At 51.2% G+C, this 19,645-nt stretch carries 20 protein-coding genes; 2 read left to right on the forward strand and 18 right to left on the reverse strand.

The window, feature by feature from the left end; translation table 11 throughout:
* The first annotated feature begins 6 nt into the window (after positions 1-6).
* Positions 7-360, forward strand: a complete 354-nt coding sequence (locus IEY24_RS11335; RefSeq protein WP_229221918.1) for an L-rhamnose mutarotase — start codon at positions 7-9, stop codon at positions 358-360.
* 30 nt (positions 361-390) lie between these two features.
* The gene (locus tag IEY24_RS11340; protein WP_229221920.1) at positions 391-2,514 is read left to right on the forward strand and encodes an alpha-L-fucosidase; all 2,124 of its coding nucleotides are present in this window, start codon (positions 391-393) and stop codon (positions 2,512-2,514) included.
* Between the two features lie 287 nt (positions 2,515-2,801).
* Here the strand turns inward: IEY24_RS11340 and IEY24_RS11345 are convergent, their stop codons facing one another.
* The 18 genes from IEY24_RS11345 to urtA all read right to left on the reverse strand — a co-directional run bounded on the left by IEY24_RS11345 (position 2,802) and on the right by urtA (position 19,578).
* Positions 2,802-3,305: a heme-binding protein gene (locus tag IEY24_RS11345; protein WP_188931736.1), complete on the reverse strand. Its 504-nt coding sequence runs from the start codon at positions 3,303-3,305 to the stop codon at positions 2,802-2,804.
* A gap of 92 nt (positions 3,306-3,397) precedes the next feature.
* The gene (locus tag IEY24_RS11350) at positions 3,398-4,204 is read right to left on the reverse strand and encodes a luciferase domain-containing protein (RefSeq protein ID WP_188931737.1); all 807 of its coding nucleotides are present in this window, start codon (positions 4,202-4,204) and stop codon (positions 3,398-3,400) included.
* A gap of 125 nt (positions 4,205-4,329) precedes the next feature.
* Positions 4,330-5,259, reverse strand: coding sequence for a helix-turn-helix domain-containing protein (locus tag IEY24_RS11355; RefSeq protein WP_188931738.1), 930 nt, complete (start codon positions 5,257-5,259; stop codon positions 4,330-4,332).
* A 199-nt stretch (positions 5,260-5,458) separates the two neighbouring features.
* On the reverse strand, positions 5,459-6,160 hold the full coding sequence (locus IEY24_RS11360) for a hypothetical protein (RefSeq protein WP_188931739.1): 702 nt from the start codon (positions 6,158-6,160) through the stop codon (positions 5,459-5,461).
* The gene (locus tag IEY24_RS11365; RefSeq protein ID WP_188931740.1) at positions 6,136-6,942 is read right to left on the reverse strand and encodes an urease accessory protein UreD; all 807 of its coding nucleotides are present in this window, start codon (positions 6,940-6,942) and stop codon (positions 6,136-6,138) included. The genes IEY24_RS11360 and IEY24_RS11365 overlap by 25 nt, the downstream gene beginning before the upstream one ends.
* The gene (gene ureG, locus IEY24_RS11370) at positions 6,939-7,574 is read right to left on the reverse strand and encodes an urease accessory protein UreG (RefSeq protein ID WP_188931742.1); all 636 of its coding nucleotides are present in this window, start codon (positions 7,572-7,574) and stop codon (positions 6,939-6,941) included. Before ureG ends, IEY24_RS11365 begins: the two co-directional genes overlap by 4 nt.
* A 1-nt stretch (position 7,575) precedes the next feature.
* Positions 7,576-8,262 carry an urease accessory protein UreF gene (locus IEY24_RS11375; RefSeq protein WP_188931744.1) on the reverse strand — a complete coding sequence of 229 codons (687 nt, stop codon included), beginning with the start codon at positions 8,260-8,262 and terminating at the stop codon, positions 7,576-7,578.
* 1 nt (position 8,263) lies between these two features.
* On the reverse strand, positions 8,264-8,764 hold the full coding sequence (locus tag IEY24_RS11380; protein ID WP_188931746.1) for an urease accessory protein UreE: 501 nt from the start codon (positions 8,762-8,764) through the stop codon (positions 8,264-8,266).
* A gap of 35 nt (positions 8,765-8,799) precedes the next feature.
* Positions 8,800-10,536, reverse strand: coding sequence for an urease subunit alpha (gene ureC, locus IEY24_RS11385; protein ID WP_188931748.1), 1,737 nt, complete (start codon positions 10,534-10,536; stop codon positions 8,800-8,802).
* Positions 10,533-10,901 (reverse strand): urease subunit beta, encoded by a 369-nt coding sequence (gene ureB, locus IEY24_RS11390; protein WP_188931750.1) that lies wholly within the window; start codon positions 10,899-10,901, stop codon positions 10,533-10,535. The genes ureC and ureB overlap by 4 nt, the downstream gene beginning before the upstream one ends.
* Before the next feature lie 11 nt (positions 10,902-10,912).
* The gene (gene ureA, locus IEY24_RS11395) at positions 10,913-11,215 is read right to left on the reverse strand and encodes an urease subunit gamma (protein ID WP_188931752.1); all 303 of its coding nucleotides are present in this window, start codon (positions 11,213-11,215) and stop codon (positions 10,913-10,915) included.
* Positions 11,216-11,296: 81 nt separating this feature from the next.
* Complete coding sequence (locus IEY24_RS11400) at positions 11,297-11,962, reverse strand: response regulator (RefSeq protein ID WP_188931754.1); 666 nt, start codon at positions 11,960-11,962, stop codon at positions 11,297-11,299.
* Between the two features lie 35 nt (positions 11,963-11,997).
* Positions 11,998-13,827: a sensor histidine kinase gene (locus IEY24_RS11405; RefSeq protein ID WP_188931756.1), complete on the reverse strand. Its 1,830-nt coding sequence runs from the start codon at positions 13,825-13,827 to the stop codon at positions 11,998-12,000.
* A gap of 83 nt (positions 13,828-13,910) precedes the next feature.
* A complete protein-coding gene (urtE, locus tag IEY24_RS11410) occupies positions 13,911-14,621 on the reverse strand; it encodes an urea ABC transporter ATP-binding subunit UrtE (RefSeq protein ID WP_188931758.1) in 711 nt (236 codons plus the stop codon).
* A gap of 2 nt (positions 14,622-14,623) precedes the next feature.
* Positions 14,624-15,379: an urea ABC transporter ATP-binding protein UrtD gene (urtD, locus tag IEY24_RS11415; RefSeq protein WP_188931760.1), complete on the reverse strand. Its 756-nt coding sequence runs from the start codon at positions 15,377-15,379 to the stop codon at positions 14,624-14,626.
* A 50-nt stretch (positions 15,380-15,429) separates the two neighbouring features.
* On the reverse strand, positions 15,430-16,536 hold the full coding sequence (gene urtC, locus IEY24_RS11420; RefSeq protein ID WP_188931761.1) for an urea ABC transporter permease subunit UrtC: 1,107 nt from the start codon (positions 16,534-16,536) through the stop codon (positions 15,430-15,432).
* Between the two features lie 51 nt (positions 16,537-16,587).
* Positions 16,588-18,225: an urea ABC transporter permease subunit UrtB gene (urtB, locus tag IEY24_RS11425; protein WP_229221929.1), complete on the reverse strand. Its 1,638-nt coding sequence runs from the start codon at positions 18,223-18,225 to the stop codon at positions 16,588-16,590.
* A gap of 48 nt (positions 18,226-18,273) precedes the next feature.
* Positions 18,274-19,578: an urea ABC transporter substrate-binding protein gene (gene urtA / locus IEY24_RS11430; protein WP_229221939.1), complete on the reverse strand. Its 1,305-nt coding sequence runs from the start codon at positions 19,576-19,578 to the stop codon at positions 18,274-18,276.
* Positions 19,579-19,645: the final 67 nt, after the last annotated feature.

Raw genomic sequence — 19,645 nt, forward strand, 5'->3', positions numbered from 1 at the left:
CAGCCAATGAATGTTAGAAGCTTCAAGCGTTTTTGTAAAACGATGGAGTTGCGCGAGGATATCGCATTGATAGAGGCTTATAAGATGGCTCACAAAAAAGGAGCCGCATGGCCGGAAATTACCCAGGGCATGAAAGAAGTCGGCATATTGGATATGGAGATTTATTTATCGGGGACAAAGCTATTCATGATCATGGACTGCACCGAAGATTTTAATCATGAACAGGCGATGATTGAACTTGCCCGAAAACCCAGGCAGAATGAATGGGAGCAATATATGTCTGAATTTCAAGCCACCACCCTAGAGGCTTCGGCTGACCAGAAATGGCATTTGATGGAACAAATTTACAAAATGGAATAGGCAGGCTAATTATAAAATCAATTGGGAATAATGAAAACATATACATCAAAAAATACCCCGGTAAATAGCCGGCACAATATGCTGAGAGGCTTATCAATTGTGTTGCTAGTCACGCAATTGTTTGGGAATTGTCTCGGGCAACCTATCCCACCTAAGCCATTTGGCCCGGTGCCCAACAAAAACCAGATCAGGTGGCAGCAAATGGAGTACTATGCCTTTATACACTTGTCTACCAATACATTCACCGACCAGGAATGGGGATATGGCGAAGACGACCCCAAGATTTTCAACCCCGAGAAGCTGGATTGTCGCCAGTGGGCGCGCGTATGTAAGGCAGCGGGGATGAAAGGCATCATCCTGACGGCCAAACACCACTCCGGATTCTGTCTGTGGCCTTCCAAGTACACGGAGTATTCCGTAAAAAATTCCAGCTGGAAAGCAGGAAAAGGTGACATAGTTCGGGAATTAGCTGACGCCTGCAAAGAATATGGCCTTAAACTGGGAATTTATCTATCGCCCTGGGACCGCAACTACTCGGATTACGGCAAGCCGGAATACATTACCTATTTCCGAAACCAGCTCACCGAACTACTGACGAATTACGGTGAGGTTTTTGAGATATGGTTTGATGGTGCGAACGGGGGCTCAGGATATTACGGCGGCGCTAATGAAACACGCCGCATTGATGCCAAAACCTACTACGACTGGCCGAATACCTACAAATTGATCCGAAAATTGCAACCCAACATTGTCATTTGGAACGATGGCGGCGACCGGGCGGACCTGCGCTGGGTGGGAACCGAGGATGGACATGTGGGTGAAAAAAATTGGAGCCTGTTGAATGCTACCGGCGAAGTCACCAGGGATATGCTTCGACATGGTCTTGAAAACGGAGATTCATGGGTGCCGGGTGAAGTCAATACGTCTATCCGTCCGGGATGGTTTTATCATGAATATGAAGATAGCAAGGTTAAAACATTGCCCCGGTTGCTGGAGACTTATTACAGCTCTTTTGGCCGGAACGGAACGCTACTGCTCAACTTCCCGGTCGACAAAAGAGGTTTAATCCATGAAAACGACGAAAAGGCGGTTTTGGAACTAGCCGAAACTGTCAGGAAAACCTTTGCCATAGATCTGGCCACAAACAAAAAAGTCAGTGCATCGAACGTCCGCGGCAACGCCAAAGTATTTGGTCCCGATAAAGCGCTGGACGGCAAGAAAGATACCTACTGGGCCACCGATGATAAGCTCAGGTCTGCTTCACTGACTATTGATTTTGGAAAACCAACTACCTTTAACCGCTTTCTGGTGCAGGAATATATTCCTCTTGGGCAGCGGGTGAAATCCTTTCAGCTTGAAGCGAAGGTAGGAAGCGAATGGAAACAGCTGGCTACCCAAAGCACGATCGGATACAAACGAATACTCGTTTTCCCGACGGTTCAGGCAACGCAGCTCCGCTTTACCATTACAGATGCCAAGAGCTCTCCCATCATTTCCAACATCGGTGTTTACAATGCGCCCCAGGTACTCACTGCGCCGGCTATCACCAGAAATAAGGACGGTGCCGTCACCATCGAAGCGGCTGATAAAGAATCGGATATTTACTATACACTCGACGGGAGTGCGCCAGGCAAGCATTCAACAAGGTACACCGCACCGGTTCAAACTGATGGAAAGATCGAAGTCCGCACGATCGCCGTCGATTCGAAATCGGGAGCAGGTAGCCCGGAGGCGCGGGAGAAATTTGATATAACTCGCAAAACCTGGAAGCTTTTAAACTTGGCAGACGAAAAAGCCAATGCGGTGATCGACGGAAACCCCAACACGGCCTGGTACCAGCCACGGGATCAAAAAATGCCGGTAGATATCGTCATTGATTTAGGTGAGCAGCAGACATTGACCGGTTTCAAATATCTTCCGGGCCAGGGAAGAATCGACGGTATCATCTCCCATTTCCAGTTTTACGTTTCAACCGATCGTCAGACATGGAAACTGGCAACTGAGGGAGAATTCTCCAACATCAAAAACAACCCATTAATCCAGATCAAACAATTCGACGCGGTTAAAGCATGGTATATCAAGCTTCGCGCGCTCCAAAACACCCAGGGAAATGGCGAAGTGGGTTATGGTGAAATTGATGTGATTACGCAATAGCTGATCGCTGACACACGTGCGGATATGCTCCATTATTTCCAAAATACCAGATGACGGATCAAGGGATCCTTTCGAAATAACGGACTGAGTTTCAACTCTTATTGCCATCCTGATAATGTTAAGTGCGGTGTCAAGAATAATATCATCTGGACGCCGCGTTGGGGTAGTCACTTCCCTTTGTATTATTTCTAACAGGGCAGCTACCGATGATAGGAATGCTAAAAATCGATACCGAATTCCTTGATTTGTTTCCAAAACGATTTTGGGGATACACCATTCAAGATTATTTACCGCAGGCTGTCTAACGCCTTTTGCGCAAATGTCTCGTCATTGGCTGGCGATGACCCGCCTACACCGATACCGCCAACTATTTTCCCGTCTTTTATAATCGGAAGCCCGCCCTGCTGAACAGCAATAGCGAAGGAACCTGCTCCGGATGGTATTATTTTAGCATTAAGCGGCGTTCCCGCCGCCGCCGCATCAGCGGCCGCTTTGGTAGGCATACCAAAAAGTATGGCGGCACGTGCTTTTCCCTGAGAACTGGTCACAGCCATACTGATGGCGCCGTCCATTCTTTCAAAAAATACAAGGTCGCCGTTGGCGTCCACGATACTGATGGCGACATTGGCGTTGGCAGCCTTGGCGGCTGCGCTAGCGGCCTCGGTTAGTGATTTGGCAGTCGCCAAATCCATCAGCGCAGGCGCGCCGCCACGCGGCGGGCCTTGGGCGAAAGCGATACCCGCGGCACAAATGCCGATCAGACAGAAGAATGCAAATGCTAGCTTTTTCATATTCGGATTGTTCTTTTGATTATTGAAATATTTGTTAGTTTCCTTCACCTTCCTTGATATCGGTGTTTGTAATACGCTTGGTTTATGCCGGTCTAATTTTGTTTGGCCGGATAGCTGCTGTATTGGATGGCTGCATCCAGTATTTGACTTGTTATGGCAAGTTCCTGTTGGTCGCGGGGAGAATAAATCAACATATAAGTCCTGGCTACCATGCCCTCTCCATTAGCCAGGCCGTGTAATTCCCCCCATCCTTTTTCGATCACTTCTTTGGTATCGCTCGGGCTGAGAATCAGATGCATAGATCCGTCAAATGCATGGATATGACCGATTTCAGCATGGGAAAGACTAACAACGGTCTGGTTCCCTTTGGTAGGGTCGGCCAAAAAAATCCCCGGGCTATGCTTTTCCAGATAGGAATTTCGATACATCAGCTGCCCATGTGAACCTTGTACCGCGGCATCAAATAGCTCAGTCTGTTTCTTTCTGATCTGCCCGGTATTATGCTGGTCAGTTTGACGGTGGGGTACGGCGAATGGGGCTATGGAAGGTTTTGTTCCCGGACGTTTTGGCAACGGTTGCAACGAAGCCAGGTCCCCGTTTTTACCTATGTATGGACTGACCCTGTCCACATCCAGTGGATCCTTCATTGCCATGCCCATCTTTTTCACCGTCCGGTAACCTTCCAGGGTGTGCGGTAAGCCTCCAATGCCTAAGGCAACCCAGGCGCGATAATCCTGAAATTCCTGCGTGGTTAGACTCTTTTGAATCACGGAATCAATCGACGCCTGTGATTTGACCGTGTCACCAACCTGCCTGCCGGTAGTAGTGTCCGATTTCTGAGCAGAAACGAGCAGGTTGAGAAGCAGGCAGAGAACTGTGATAATTAGAATCGTTTTCATAGCCGCAACAACTGTTGATTGGTTTCAAATGTTGTTGCAAAGTAAGCGCTGCCTGAAGGGTTACTGCTAGTACTTTTTACAGGTATAATAGTACTTTTCACAACAGGCCATACGCTTTTGACCAGCTACAAAATAATCGACTTGCGAAACTCGGACGGGGTGGTTTGGGTATGCTTCTTAAAGAAGCGGTTGAAGTACGAAAGATTCTCAAAGCCAAGCCGGTAGGCAATTTCAGCAACCTGCAGTGAGGTATGGATCAGGTATGCTTTGGCTTCCAGTAAAAGTTTTTCCTGGATCATCGCCGATGCCGTTTGTCCTGTCACTTTTTTAACTGAAGAATTCAGATAATTCGGATTCATGTTCATCATTTCAGCAAGCGCTGAGACGGATGGCATTATGGTGTGCTTGCCGGCCTGGAGCTGGACAATGTAAGATTCAAGCTGTTTCCTGAACAAATTATACAGTAAGCGGTTTTCTTTTGTTTTGCCCGTCAATTTGCCGGTATTCGTCTCGTAAATTCTTTTTATTTTATGTAGATAGACGGGAAGGAGGTTTTTGAGCATTTCTGTTTTGTCGGGGCGGTTCGAACCTGTTTCTTCAATCATTTCATCTGAAAGCAGTTTAAGGTTTGAAGCCTGCTGATCGCTGATCGCAAGCGGCAAAGCGCCGTCGGCAGTAAAATAGGGATACAAGCTTTCATATCCGGGACGGACAGGATCCAATGGCAAAAAGTCCTTTGAAAAATACACCACATTACCATAGAGCTTTCCCGACCGGCTCCATGACTCCAGTTTTCCTGGATAGCTGAAAATGAGGGTATTGGCTGCAATCTCTGTTTTTTTATTTTCGTATAGATGAAAAAGGTTTTCGGAGGTTAAATGAATGATCCGATAAAAGTTGGTCCGGCAAAGAGGCATGCTCATCAGCCTCTTGTCTGGCTGATCCTGCAAGCGCATACACATGATTTCATTGTTAACAGGCTCTCCAAGTCCGTAAACCCGGAAAAAATCTGCGATCGAGTTTAATACAGGTATATGTTCAGCAGTTTCTGGCATAAGGCCAAATTACTGGATTTCTGTGTGCCGATATTATTGAATGATACATTTTTAAGAGATCCGGCCATGAAGCAGCGTTCACGAAGGATTATCAACCTAAATGCCACTCTAAGCCACTCAGGCACCGTACTACCATCAACCCGATATTCCCAGAGTTTTCCTTCAACTGGAGTGTTCCGTCGTTTCGTCGTAGTTCAGCTTACCAGTCCAGAAACACCATTCCGGCGCCGCAGATGGTAATCGTAAGACCACCCAGGGCGTGCATATACTTTTCAAGTGAGGACAAACGAAAAATTGAAATACCAAAGAATCCCAGCAAAACCATCAGGAGCATCATAGCCAGCGTGCAAACCGTGTAGACTGCAATCATCGTTACCATCGTTGCCCAGGAGCTTTTCGCTGCCGGGAAATAGAGGAGCGGGATCATCGGCTCACAAGGCCCCAGCAGGAATATGATAAACATCACCCATGGCGTGACCTTATGGCGGTCGCCCGGCACAACTGACTGATTATGATTGTGTTCATATACATACAGCTCCCCGTTATCGCTGGCATCGAAATGCTTGTGTGAATACCCGCGCCGTATCTTCCATAATCCCCATATCCCGTAAACAATCCCGAAACCGAGTAACATCCAGCCCGCAATGCCTCCCCTTACGCCTTCCAGCCATTCTATCCTGCTCAGCGACCAGCCCGCAGCCGCGCCGCCAAGGCCCAGCAGTACCGAACTCCAAACATGCGCGCAGCCGCAAAGTACCGTCCAGCCAATGGTCCTGGGAAGCGACCAGTTTCTGCTTCGGGACAATGCAATGAATGGAACATAATGGTCGGGGCCGCTGAGCGTGTGCAGACAAGCGATGCTAATCGCCGCAGCCATTAATACCTGAAACTCGGTTTGCATAATATATTGTCGTTTGTAATAATTTCCGATACCATTTTGAGTGCCTGCATCAGTCGTTCGGAATGGTTGCCCAGCATTCGCAACGCGAACCCGTTGACCGGCAACCCGGTAATACCGAAATCGATACCCGGGATCGCCGCCAGCGCTTCCGCCAAATGCGGGACCAGACCCGGAACATCCAGTTGCTGATCAATACAGAGCAGCCCTCCCTGGTGTGTAAAACCTTCCAAATGCCCGATCCCCCGCGGATCGACGCGTTGCGGTACCAGACGCAGATTTTCCTTTATAATGAGCTTGTCTTCCAGAAACACTTCGGTTACCGAGCGGTAGTTGGAAAATTGGAACATCTCCCCGTTCAGCTTCCGCCCGCAGGTTATGATTTCACCCCATATCAGCCTACTGTCTGCAGAGAGAAATATTTGGTTATCAGCCCGGAAATCGGCTCCCACTTGTGGTACGCAAGGATGTGGCAGGTATGTCAATGCAGCCCTGGGAGCCAAATCCACCCGCACCTGCTGATGTGCCGCCGATGCCATACTGAACAGTCGCTGGTACGATTGTGTGTGCCAGTGTAGGGCCGCGCCTTCTTCCAGCTGAATGCCGATCTGGTAACAGTCCCCGGCCAGCACACCCGGCGATGCGCTCATTTGCATTAAATGCAAGGTGGGCCGCCGCCTGTCTTCGGTAACATCCGCTATTTTGAACGGAGGTTGCCAAAAGCTCTTTTTCAGGTAGGTGCGTCCGTCGCGCAGGGCGGCCGTAATGTCCAGGGAAGCGATCATCGGACCAGCTCGGGCTCGTCAATCTCTTCCATCAATGCGTACCGGCGTATCCATCCGATCACCTGGTCGAGGCCTTGGAGCGACATCAGGTTGGTGAAAACAAAAGGCGCGCCATTCCGCATCCTGCGCGCGTCACGCTCCATCACGCCCAGGTCGGCGTGCACGTAAGGCGCGAGGTCTATCTTGTTGATCACCAGCAAATCGCTGCGGGTGATACCTGGCCCACCCTTCCGCGGGATCTTATCCCCTTCGGCCACGTCGATCACAAAAATACTCAGGTCGGCAAGATCGGGACTGAATGTGGCCGACAGGTTATCGCCACCGCTTTCGATGAAAATGATTTCCAGATCGGGAAAGCGCTCCGCCATTTCTTCGACAGCTTCCAGGTTCATGCTCGCGTCCTCGCGGATGGCCGTGTGCGGGCAACCACCGGTTTCGACGCCAATGATCCGCTCCGGTGGCAAAAGGCTGTTGACGGTCAGGAACGCGGCATCTTCGCGGGTGTAAATATCGTTGGTAATAACGCCCACGCTGTAAATCGAAGCCATTTGCCGTGTAAGCCGCTCGATGAGGGCTGTTTTACCGGACCCCACGGGACCAGCCACGCCGATTTTAATATAGTTACGAGTCATGTTAGGACATATAAAGTCTTGAATACAAAGTTTCATGCTGCATGCAGCGGATATCAAAGCCGGTGCAGCAAAGTCCGAGCAGGTCGCGGTCCGGATTCATGGTATTTTCGACCAGCTCCGCTATCAATGGTTGTAATGAAAATAAAAGCTCCTGCCCCTCCTGCTGTCCCAGCGGGATCATCTTGACGCTATTGGTAACCATTCCCACACTCGCATTGTAATAAAATCCTGCAAGCATGTCATCCTTAGGAATGTCCATCGCAGCGGCGCACATCCCGAAAGCCAGACAGTAATGCCCCGAAGCGGTCTTTTTGCGGATAGCTTGGGCATACTGGTCCAGTACAGGATTTTGCAAGACAGGTTGGAATACTTTTAACAACCGGATCCCCAGTTTAGCGCTCGCTTCGCGGATTTCCCTGGGCAGTTTGAGCGCCGTACATTCGGTATCCAGACAAATGCATTCGTCGATATCGCTATGGCAAACCGCCTCATAAGCCAGCGAAGCAAATGCCGCGTCGCCATACCGGATATTTTCAGTGAGCATTTGTCGGATGTAGTCGCCGGCGCTATCACGGCTGCACACCTTCCCCGACTGTACGTAGGTTTCCAGCCCGCCCGAATGCGCATACCCGCCGATCGGCAGCGTCGGATCGCTTAGTTGCAGCAGGCTGAGCATACGCATTTCCATATCAGGAATTGGTTAATTGCATGATTTTCGAAAACAAACTGCCGCTATTTCCCGAAGGATGTGGCGAAACGGTCGTTCTGAGCGGTTGGAGCAGCTTCCGATTTTCCCGCAGCACAGCATACCCCTGCGCTACCAGCAAGCGATAGAGCGGCGCCTCGAACGGCACCAGCAATGCATTGTCTTCGAAAAAAAGCGGCAGGTGTTTGTTCCCGATTTCGTAGCAAAGTGAAGCCGTTTCAAACAGGCTGCCCGGTTTTACCACAATGCAATCGCAAGGAAGAATGCGGGCAACGATCAGCCGCTCCCCATCGGCATGCAACACATCACCTTCCGTAATTTCCGGCGATTCGGCCAGAAATTTCAGGGATACCGCCACTCCCTCACTGCTTTTCTTATGCAGGATCCGCTTTCTGGTCTCGAACCATTCCAGGTCCAGCCAGTCGGGCTCAATGCCCATGCCCTCGTACGCTTCGATTCGCCCGGCTTTTTCCCTGATGATCATTTTACAAATGCGTTGATAGTCAATCGGATATTTTATCAAAAAAGAAAATAGCGCTGGGCTAACGGCACTACCGAAACCGGCTCGCAGGTGATATGCGCTCCGTCTACTTTCACTTCGTAGTTCTCAGGGTTCACATCGATGTGCGGGGTCGCGTCGTTGTGGATCAGGTCTTTTTTGGAAATGTTGCGGCAATTCCGGACGGGCCGCAGCAGCTTTTCCAAACCATATTGCCGCACAACACCCTCATCCAATGAACATTGCGAAACAAAACTGATGCAGGTACCCGTCAGCGCCTTGCCATAAGCCCCGAACATATGCCGGTATATAACAGGCTGCGGAGTGGGAATAGACGCATTCGGATCGCCCATTCTGCTGCCAATGATCATACCACCCTTGATGATCATTTCCGGTTTTACCCCGAAAAACGCAGGTTTCCATAGCACCAGATCGGCCAGTTTCCCCGGTTCGATAGAGCCGACATATTCGGAAATACCGTGGGTAATGGCCGGGTTAATTGTGTATTTGGCCACATATCTTTTTGCCCGGAAATTGTCATTGCCCGCCTGGCCGTCTTCCGGCAGGAAACCACGCTGCTTTTTCATCTTATCGGCCGTCTGCCAGGTGCGCGTGATCACCTCCGCCACCCGGCCCATGGCCTGCGAATCGGAGCTCATCATACTGAAAACGCCCATATCGTGCAGAATATCCTCGGCGGCGATCGTCTCGGGACGGATACGAGAGTCGGCAAATGAAACATCCTCGGGCACCGATTTGTCCAAATGGTGGCATACCATGAGCATATCGAGATGTTCATCGATGGTGTTGACGGTAAAAGGTCGGGTCGGATTGGTGGATGACGGAAGGATATTGGGATACATCGCCGCCTTGATAATGTCGGGCGCATGCCCTCCGCCGGCCCCCTCCGTGTGGTAAGTATGGATCACGCGCCCGCCGATGGCCTCCATGGTACTCTCCAGAAAACCGGCCTCATTGAGCGTGTCGGTGTGTATAGCCACTTGAATGTCCAAACGATCGGCGACCCGGAGCGATGCGTGGATCACTGCCGGCGTGGCGCCCCAGTCTTCGTGGATCTTCAACCCGATTGCCCCTGCCCTCACCTGCTCTTCAAGAGGCGCTTCGGTGGCGCAGTTTCCTTTACCGGTAAATCCAAGGTTCATCGGAAAAGCCTCTGCGGCTTCCAGCATTTTACGGATATTCCAGGCGCCGGGCGTAACAGTAGTTGCATTGGTGCCATCCGCCGGCCCGGTACCACCGCCGATCATGGTGGTAATCCCGCTGAACAATGCGTGGTCGATTTGCTGGGGACAGATAAAATGAATATGTGTATCAATGCCACCCGCGGTTGCGATCAGCCCCGCACCGCCGTGTACTTCTGTGGCAGCGCCGATGACCATTCCGGGCGTAATACCGTCGGTGGTATCGGGGTTGCCCGCCTTGCCGACAGCCACAATATGCCCGTCGCGGATACCGACGTCGGCCTTGACAATGCCCCAGTGATCGATGATCATCACGCTGGTAATGACCATATCCAGTACGCCTTCGTCGCGCACAGCCGTGCCCGACTGCGCCATGCCGTCGCGGATCGTTTTGCCCCCTCCAAATTTCGATTCTTCACCATACCCTTCCGGCCCGCCCACTGATAGATCCCGCTCGATCTCGATGATCAGGTCAGTATCGCCCAGGCGCACCCGGTCGCCCGTGGTAGGGCCGTACATATTGGCGTATTTAATGCGGTTAATGCGCAGACTCATGGCAGTTCATTTTTAAAACCCCTGTTTAATGCTTCGGCCAGCGCCGCATCCTCGCCCCCTTCCAGCGGGCCGTCTACCAGGTTATTGAAGCCAAAAACATGGCCGCTGCCTGCTAACGCTACCAACCATACGTCTTTTTCCTCACCCGGCTCGAAACGCACCGCTGTACCCGCCGGGATGTTCAGGCGCATGCCATATGTCCTCCCCCGCTCGAATGCGAGCTGCTTGTTGGCTTCAAAAAAATGAAAATGCGAGCCTACCTGAACCGGCCTGTCGCCTGTATTGACGACCGTGAGCTGCTCGGTGCGACGGCCGGGATTGGCCATAATGTCGCCTTCCGCGAGAAAGTATTCACCTGGTACCATATCGTGACTTTTTAACGTATCGGATTGTGGACCGTCACCAGCTTGGTGCCATCCGGAAAGGTAGCTTCGATCTGAATATCATGGATCATTTCAGGAATGCCTTCCATGACATCCTCACGGGCCAGAATCGTAGCGCCAAACTGCATGAGTTGCGCCACCGAATGCCCGTCACGTGCCGCTTCCTGCAACCGGCTGCTGATCAGCGCGATCGATTCGGGGTAGTTCAGTCTCAACCCGCGGGCCTTTCGCTTTTCGGCCAGCTCGCCGGCCAGAAACAACATGAGCTTTTCCTGTTCTCTGGGAGATAAATGCATAGCGCTCGGAATTACTTAGGTAGTATTACGTACGTAAATATAAGTACCTATTCCAAGCGCTGCAAGTTTTTGAAGTATTTTTTAAACCAATAAGGAAGCTGCCCGCGCATTTTCCATCGCTTCCTCGATCGTACTGACCTGAAACTTGCGAAGGATATTCAAACGGTGTGCTTCGATGGTGCGGATACTGATACCGAGCGTCTCGGCGATATCCTTGTTGCTCACTCCTTGATGGATCATGCGAATAATCTGCTGCTCCCGTTTGGAAAGCGCGATTTCGGCCGCACCCGCAACAGCCGACGCCTCACCGGTAGCATTGCGCTGCTCGTGGTATTTCCGCACTACCGTGTCGGTCACATCGCCAATGAAATAGAAATGCCCGCCATGAACCGAGCGGATTGCATGCAGGAAAATCTTGTTGCTCGTATCTTTCAAAATGTAGCCGCTCGCGCCCATATCGAGTGCAGTGCTTACGTAATCTGGGTTATCAAAGAGACTAAAAAACAGTAGTTTCGCATTGGAATTGGCCTTAATGACCGATTTGCCGGTATCCAATCCGCTGATACCCTGCATGCGGATGTCCATGATGATCACGTCCGCGGGGATGTGCGCAAGTGCCGCGATCGCCTCCTCGCCCGAAGAGGCCTCGCCGGACACTTCCATATCCGGCTCGTTGTTGATGAGCTGCTTGAGACCGTGTCTGAATATTTCATGGTCGTCGACTAAAAATACAGCGATTTTTTTCATGTGATCGGGTCGTTTGACTGTCGTGAGAAGTTAGTTTAAAGGTGCAGCGGAAGTTCAAGCTGGACGGTAGTCCCTTTTCCGGGCTCCGAACTGATATTGAGCGTCCCTCTCAGCAGATCGGCACGTTCCTTCATCCCCCGCAACCCATGCGCCTTCGGAAACTTTTCCCGCGAATAAATATATTGGTTCTCAAAATAAAATCCTTTCCCGTTATCCTGAATGATCATGTTCAGGAACTCGCTGTCGCTATCCACGTGGATTTCGACCATCGTCGCGCCCGAATGCTTGATCACGTTGTTCAGCGCTTCCTGCAAGATCCTGAAAACCCCGACTTCCAGTTCGCGCGGCAATGCTTCGGTCTTGATGTTCTCTTCGAGGTGAAAAGTGAGCTGACCTGATGCTTCCCGGCACATTTTGACCAGCTCCCTGATCGCCGAGCGCAACCCGAAATCTTCCAGTACGCTAGGCAAGAGGTCTGCGCAAATGCGTTTGGTTTCAAATATGATCGCCGCCAGCAACTCGTTGACGCGGTGAATTTCCGGGTCCTTATGCTCCATCCGGTCGTCGACCTGTTCCAGTTTCATACGCAGGCTTGTGAGCATTTGCCCGATCCCGTCATGGATTTCGGCGGCGACGCGCTCGCGTTCCTTTTCCTGCCCGGTGATGATAGACAGCGACCGGATATGCTGCTCGGTTTCCTGCCGCCGCATTTTCTCGTCGGTAAGCAACCAGAGTTCCTTTTCGGTGTTTTTGCGCTTAGTAATGTCGGTACAAACGACCAGATACTGATACAGCTCGCCCTGATTATTGATGATCGGCATCAATGTCACGTCCAGCCAGAAACCCGAACCGTCGGAGGCTGTGTCGAATACTTCTCCCTGCCATACTTCCGTACGCCGACGCGGGTCGCGGATATGGCTGTAAATAATGCTCTCGTTTCCGCCCTGATTATTGTAAAAAAGCGGTCGATCGCGTAATTCGGAGCCGCTGTATTTGGTCACATGGCAGTACTTGTCATTGGCATAAATGATCCTGCCGTCCTGGTCTGTTTTGACCAGATAGGTTGCCTTTTCCAATGCATAATTGGTTTCCCGAAGCTCCTTATGCGATTTTTCATTGGAAATGCTGCTTTCCTGCAATTGCTTCGCGAGTTGCTTTGAACGGTTTTCCGAATCGATAAGCCCGGTCATCGTCTGCCGGATGCGGATCGAAAGTGGAAAGAAGATCAGCGCGGCTTCCAGGAGAAGCGTAAACAGCACAACGCCGAGCAGAATGTATTCGATCTCCTTCAACGTACGTACCTTCTGCCGCCAGAAACGGTCGTAGTCGAATACGATCAGTTCCATGCCGAGCAGGTACGATTTTTCGTATTCCAGTATTTTTTTCACATAAGGTCCGATGTTCAGCGAGTCCCCGGCCTTTTGATTGTCCATGACAGCCACCATTTTATTGGAGGCGGCCAGTATCTCCTGGTAAGGATCTTTCACCATGTCGTACATCATGGCGATCTCCTTACGGTTATTAGGGGGAAGGTTTAAAAAGGAGTTACCGCTGATAAGCGATACATGCGCCTTCTGCCATTGTTTAAGGGTGTTCACAAATTCCTTCTGGTTGGATTCCACGTCCCTTCCCGACTCGATGAGCAATGCTGTTTTACTCAGCGTCTGGCTGTAAGTACGTAAGCGACCGGCATAGTTGATAATATGCGAATCGTCTCGCTGGGCGGTGAGATACCGCTGGATCAGGATTTGGCTGAGGATCGAAATCACCGCCACAATCAGCAATGCCGACACATAGAGCCAGGTGAAGTACAGAAATGTCTTCCGCTCCTGGGTTTCGTCCTGGACAACTTGTTTTCTTAACATGGGCTGAAACTGGAAAATCTCACGTACCTACGCGTAAAGATACGTAGGTACATGAGCATATGCATTATGTAAACCTGTAAAACTTAAAGCGAAATGTGGCTTTGCAGCTCTTCCATACTCATTTCCTCCGCATTACCCTCCGAAACCACCAAGCCCCGGCTCATGAAATAGTAGTAGTCCGTGACCGGGCTGGCGAAGTCGATCTTTTGTTCTACCAGCAATACCGAAATGCCTCTTTCCCGCGCCAAAGTCTTCAATATCTGCCCGATCTCCTGCGAAATGGAAGGCTGAATGCCTTCGGTCGGTTCATCCAGGAGCAGTAACGACGGCCTTCCCGTGAGCGCGCGGGCAATGGCCAGCTGTTGCTGCTGGCCACCGCTGAGGTTACCGCCCAGCCGGTTTCGGAAATCTTTCAAGATCGGGAATAAGGTGTAAATCTCTTCCTCGGGAATTTTAGCATTCCGGTCGGAAACCGCTTCAAGGCCGAGTTTGAGGTTTTCATAAACCGTCAGTTTGGGAATAATTTCCCTTCCCTGCGGCACATAGGCAATGCCCATTCTCGATTTTTTGAATGCGGGCAACTTCGTTACGGGCTCGCCATTGTATTCGATGGTCCCGTCTTTCGGCGGCACAATGCCCATGATGGTTTTCAGCAAAGTGGTCTTACCCACCCCATTGCGGCCCATTACCGTGGTCACGGTTCCCTTTTTCACTTCCAGCGACGTGCCCCAGAGGATCGTGCTTTGCCCATAGGCGGATGTCAGCGAACTAACTTTCAAGATCGGCGTCCCCATTCTCAGAAATTTTCAAGTTGAACATTAGCCCGGCCCAGGTAACTGTCGATCACCCGCTGGTCATTACGTACGTCGTCGAAAGTGCCTTCCATGAGCAGCTTCCCGCGCACGAGCACGGTTACCAGGTCCTGCGCGATCTGCTCCACAAATTTCATGTCGTGCTCGATCACGATAATCGCGTGCTGGCGGGCAAGTTGCAGGAGCAGTTCACCGGTTTTCTCCGTTTCCTCATCCGACATCCCGGCCGCCGGCTCGTCGATCAGCATCAGTTTCGGGTCCTGTAACACGACAATGGCGATTTCCAGCCACTGTTTCTGTCCATGCGAGAGCTCTCCCGCAATTTTTCCCAGGCATTTCTGCAAACCGACTTTTAATGCTACCTCGTGAATACGGTCGTGTATCTCCTTGCTGGGTTTGAAAAAAAGCGAAGCGAAAATGCCCTTATTCATCTTGAAAGCGAGCAGCATATTGTCATAGACCGTCAGACTGGGAAAGACAGAAGGTTTCTGAAATTTCCGCCCAATGCCCATGTCGGCGATATGCACTTCACTTTTGCCCAATACCGAATGGCCGTCGAAACTGACTTCGCCTGCATCCGCTTTGGTTTTGCCGCACAGAATATCCAGGAATGTCGATTTACCTGCGCCATTCGGACCAATAATGACGCGAAGTTCGCGATCCAGCAAATTGAAATGGCTCAAATTCAGCGCATGGACGCCCCCGAAGGAGACGGATAGGTTTTTCACTGTCAATAGCATGATAATGGCAGTTTTGTGATTTGAAATAACAGATAACCAGCCATGCAGCGTTACGGCTGCATTACTTCCCGGCCTGTGGGTTCGGCCGCCGGTTTACGCATTCTTCCCAGTTTGGCCACCACCGTTTCCAGCATACCCAATAGTCCCTTATCAAAATACAAAACCGTGATAATGAACAGGAAGCCGAGTATAAACAGCCAGGAATCTGGAAAAAGACTGGTGCAAATGCTGTACAGGAAATTGACGATCAGTGAACCTAAGATAGCCCCCTTTAATTTCCCCCTGCCGCCTATCGCCACCCACATCACCATTTCAACCGACGCCCGTACGTCCATTCTTCCGGGCGTAATAATGCCCGTCTGAGGTGCATAAAGCATGCCGGCAACGGCGGCGAGCAATGCGGCTACGATGAATATGGCCAGTTTATAATGCATGACGCGATAGGCGGTGTAACTCGTCCTCGACTCGCTGTCACGGATGGCTTGGAGTACTTTGCCAAACTTGGAGTCGACGAGCTTCGTGCTCAGCCAGAATGCGATACCCAGCGTGAGCAGCGAAAGCAGATAGAGTCCCAGCTTCACACCCGGTGTTGACAGACTGAGCCCAAGCAGCGTTTTGAAGTCGGTCAGGCCGTTGGTACCACCGAGCATAGTTTCGTTCCGCAGGAAAATAAGCCACATTGCTAACGCCAGTGCCTGGGTGATAATGGCCATATAAACGCCCCGGATACGGCTTCGGAAAATAAAATACCCGAAAACCAGTGCAAATGCAGCCGGAATGAGCAGCCCCAGCACCACTGCCAGGCCAAACGACTGGAAGGGCACCCAGAAAAACGGTAACGATTCAACCTGGTTCCAGGCCATAAAGTCGGGCATTGGAATGCCGTTGATTCCCAAGGCTGTTGCGCCCCTAAGTACTATGTGCATGGCTACGCTGTACCCGCCCAGACAGAAGAAAAAGGCCTGGCACATGGAAAGAATGCCCGTATAGCCCCAGATGAGGTCAACGCCCAGCGCGACGATCGCAAAACAGAAGTAGCGTCCCCAGAGCGAGATCGTGTTACCGGATACAAAACCCAGCACATTTCCCAGCGGCAAAATAATCAGGAACAATGCAATGCAGCATGCATACCACCCGAAATCCTTTTTATTTCCCATAATCGATTGAGATAAGATTGGTTTCCCTTCAAAATTGACAATACCTTTCCGTCAATCCTCGGCGATCCGCCCCTTGTCGGGGAAGAGCCCCCGAGGTTTGAATTGCAGGAAGATCACGATCAGTGCCAGAATGAGCACTTTTCCATAAACAGCTTCATAGAACGATTCCAGGACCTTGGTCAGGAAGCCGATGCCCAGTCCGGAAACAATGGCCCCGGCAATCTTCCCTACGCCGCCTGTCACCACCACCAGGAAGGAATCGACAATGTAGGTTTGGCCCATATCGGGCACCACATTACCAATCAGCGTCATGGCACATCCGGCAAGCCCCGCCAGTCCCGAACCCAAAAAGAATGTGATCGCATCCACACGGCGCGTCTCTACGCCCAGGCATGCGCTCATCGTGCGGTTCTGGGTGACCGCGCGAATGCGGATTCCCAGGCGGCTGCGGTAGAGCATCAGGTAGGTGAGCGAGACTACGACGATCGTTAATCCAATGATAAACAACCTGTTAAACGGCAATACCAAATGCGGCATCAGCTGCCAGCCACCAGCCAGGAATGCGGGAGCTTTCACTGCTGTCAGATCTCCGAAAATACTCCTCGCGGTTTGCACCATAATCAGACTGACGCCCCAGGTTGCCAGCAGGCTTTCCAGCGGTCTGGCGTACAAATGCCTGATCACCAACTTTTCCAGCACCAATCCAAACACCCCGGCCACCACAAACGAGGCCGGCAGCGATACCCAGAAATACAAATCGGATTTCACGCCCAGCGTTTCTATCAAAAGCGATTGCATGCAATAGGTCGTGTAAGCGCCTATCATCAGGAATTCGCCATGAGCCATGTTGATGATCCCTGCCAGCCCGTACACAATCGCCAGGCCAAGCGCGATGAGGATCAGAATACTACCCAGGCTAATGCCGCTGAACAGATTTTGTGCCTTCTCGATACGCCCTTGCAGGCTTTCAAGCGACTTTACCTTTTCGGCAGCATATGCCCGCGCCGACACCACATTGCCTTTTTCCGCATAATTTTTCAGGATCAGCCCCACATTTTCACCCCAGTTCTGGTCAAGGCTGTCGATGTATGCCTTTGCCTGATGTTCGGAAGCGGTTTCATTCAGTTTCAACTGAAAAAGCACCTCCCTGCCTGCCGTCAGCGCGCCGGGATCGGTTTCTTGCTTCAATGCTTTTTCAAGAAGCGCGATTTTCCCGGTATCCTTCGCGTCCACGAGCTGACCGTACGCCATGATCCGCTTTTGGGGATCATGGCTGGTCAAATTCAGATAGGGCAAAACAACGTTGAGTATAAGCCTTTCAGATCTGCTGATCTCCACTTTTTGCAGTTGCTCGGCCGGCAGCTTTGTGGCTGCCGGCTTGTTTTGCGGATAGAGGTAAAAGACTGTAAAAACCTCTTTTCCGCCGGAAGTTTCGCCCTCGCCCGTCGTGACTGGCTTGCCATCCAGCGTATAAAGCTTCTTGTCATTGATTGCCGCGAGCAGCGGGAAGGTCGCGGGGTCTTTCTGCGCCGCCAGATACCGCAGCGCCTGGCTCCGGGCCGTGTCGTTGGGCGGGTTCAGGACGGCGGCAACCCGAATCGAAATGCTGTCTGCCTGCTGTGCAATCGCCCCGCGGCCCATTCCTATGGACAAAAGGATCACCAGCCACACCTTTTGAATGCAGTTCATAACCAGGGAAGTTAAATGCGGTCGCGATGACCGCGTTGGGACAGATGCCTACTTACTTGCGACTGTATACGTTCCGCCGTGCGCCACGTGATCGCAGTCTTTATCGGGGGAAGTCAGTTTCGACCATGGTTCAGGATTAACCAGGCCTGTCGATTGCCAGATGATATCGAATTGTCCGTCGGGCTTGATCTCGCCGATCATTACCGGCTTGGCCAGGTGGTGATTTTTGGTATCCATTTTCACCAGACCATCAGGAGATTCGAATTCGAGGCCGTACAATGCAGGGCGCACTTTGGATACCTCGAACGAGCCCGCTTTTTCGGCTGCCTTCGCCCACAGGTATACGCCCGTATAAGCCCAGCAGATCGGATCGTCGGTTACCCTTTTGTCGCCGCCGGGGAGGTTATTTTTCTTGCAGAATGCGCGGAAATCTTCGACAAATTTCTTGTTTTCAGCCGATTCTTTGGACTGGAAGTAATTCCATGCCGCCAGGTGGCCCACCAAAAATTCGGTATCCGTTGCACGCAGCTCGTCTTCCGCTACCGAGAACGCCATAATCGGGCAGGTAGCAGCGGAAAGCCCCTGATTTGCAAACTCTTTGTAGAACGGCACATTCGAATCACCGTTGATGGTCGAAAGCACACAGGCCTTACCACCAGCCGCGAATTGCTTCACTTTGGAAACGATCGTCTGGTAATCCTGATGGTGAAACGGCGTGTATTCTTCCACGATATTCTCTTTGGGAACGCCTTTCGAAAGCAAAAACGCTTTCAGTATCTTGTTGGCCGTCCTTGGAAAAACATAATCGGTCCCCAGCAGGTAAAACTTCTTGTAAGCTCCTCCCTCTTCACTCATCATGTATTCGGCGGCGGGGATCAACTGCTGGTTGGGTGTTGCACCCGTATAGATCACACTCGTTGAGCACTCCTCGCCTTCGTACTGCACAGGATAAAACAGCAAGCCATTGTTTTCCTCAAAAACCGGCAGTACCGATTTGCGGGAAACGGATGTCCAGCAACCAAAAACCGCAGCCACCTTTTTATCCAGCAATAATTCCTTCGATTTTTCCGCAAAAAGGTCCCAATCCGATGCCGGGTCGACGATCACCGGTTCGATCTGCTTGCCGAGCACACCGCCTTTCGCATTGATTTCGTCGATGGCCATTTGCACGACATCTTTTAGCGAAACTTCGGAAATCGCCATCGTTCCGCTCAGCGAATGCAGGATGCCAACTTTCACGGTTTCTTTTTTGCCCCCTTCGTTTCCTCCCGAACCCGAGCCGCCGCAAGCCGCCAGTGCGAGCACCAGCACAACCATCCATACTACCTGGTAAGACATTTTAAATGTTTTCATCGGTAAATTTTAATAGTGATATGAGTGAAAATTAAGATCAACAGAAACCTTCCGGACTGTGCCGGAG

The sequence above is a fragment of the Dyadobacter endophyticus genome, from assembly GCF_014641595.1.
In the GTDB taxonomy this organism is placed as follows: Bacteria; Bacteroidota; Bacteroidia; order Cytophagales; family Spirosomataceae; genus Dyadobacter; species Dyadobacter endophyticus.